Source organism: Secundilactobacillus angelensis (assembly GCF_012641075.1).
Taxonomy (GTDB): Bacteria; Bacillota; Bacilli; order Lactobacillales; family Lactobacillaceae; genus Secundilactobacillus; species Secundilactobacillus angelensis.
In genome coordinates this window covers 1-1,368 of record NZ_JAAXLJ010000051.1, presented here as the reverse complement: position 1 = coordinate 1,368, position 1,368 = coordinate 1, and the positions used below count along the sequence as shown (strand labels likewise).

Genomic DNA, 1,368 nt, shown 5'->3' with positions numbered 1-1,368 from the left:
GGCGTCTCAATGGCAAGGGATTGCATGATGTTTACGACACGATGGTTGAAGGCCCGAGGATTGATTGGCTCATTGAAAATTACTATCTTGCACCATACAGGTATTACTCAGTCAATCTTGTGGATGATACAAAATTGCGTAAATCCAGCACCGGTGACTTTACCAATAAGTCCATGGATGATGCGGTAGGCAAGACGATCTTCGGTGATGTGGTGAAGACTTACCAAGAAAAAACTCCTGATCAACAGGCTATTGTCTATGCACATTCGATTGAATACAGCAAAGAAGTCGCGTTGTCGTTTCAAAAAGCGGGTATCAAAGCTGCGCATGCCGATTCCAAAACGCCATCCGCCGAGAGAGACCGAATTATGTCAGATTTTAAAACTGGCAGATTGCAGATTCTATGTAACGTCGATTTGATTTCTGAAGGCTTCAACGTCCCTGACTGTTCGGTAGTCATTATGCTGCGCCCGACAGAATCACTTGTACTATACATTCAACAGTCCATGCGTTCTATGAGATATCAGCAGGGCAAGACAGCGACCATCATTGACCACGTTGCTAACTATACTCGTTTCGGCTTGCCAGATGATGACCGTGACTGGTCTCTGAATGACCGCAAAAAGAAGCAACGTAAGAATGATGCAACGCCTATTCGAACGTGTGAATTCTGCTATGCAGTGATACCGGCATCAGCTAATATCTGTCCGGTATGCGGTAAAGAACGAGTTATTGAACAATCGGAAAACGAGATTGAAGAAGATAATTCAGTCGAACTGGAACGCATCCACGGCAAGCTGGACATGAAAGCCGATTATAACTCAGTACGATATGCCCGGATGAAACCAGCCGATGCTCAGAATATGGAAGATTTACAAGGAATTGCCAAAGCCCGGCATTACAAACCAGGCTGGGTATTCTATCAAGCTAAAAATCGTGGCTTCATTAAAACGAAAGTTCATTAAAAATTAGGAGGAAACAAATATCATGGCAGATTTTATGAAAACAGATTATTCAAACAACTCAGGCAACAGTTACGAACCACTTCCAACGGGTACCTACGAAATGATTATTAACAATGCAAAGGAAAACGCTACTCAAAGCGGTGCGGAAACCTTGCAGATCGACTTACTGGTGCGTAACGACCTCGACAAGGTACCTGAATTGGCGGAGACCAACGCGAAGTATCACAACCGTCACGTGTTTATGGACAACTGGAAGCGTCACTCTACCAATCAATATGACTTAGATGGCTTTCAGTACATCTTGCAAGCTGTGGGAGTACCAGAAGGGACACCGCTTAAATCAATTGATGACTTCACTAAATTAATAACCGGTGTGCCAGTCAATGTGTATGTAAAGAAAGAA

Annotated in this window: 2 protein-coding genes; both read left to right on the top strand. The window is 43.6% G+C overall.

The features are described from left to right. Window positions 1-965, top strand: a 965-nt coding sequence (locus HC026_RS12280) for a DEAD/DEAH box helicase (RefSeq protein WP_168926194.1), incomplete at its 5' end; no start/stop codon positions are given. A gap of 22 nt (window positions 966-987) precedes the next feature. Beyond that, a partial coding sequence (locus tag HC026_RS12275) for a DUF669 domain-containing protein (protein ID WP_168926193.1) occupies window positions 988-1,368 on the top strand: 381 nt, incomplete at its 3' end.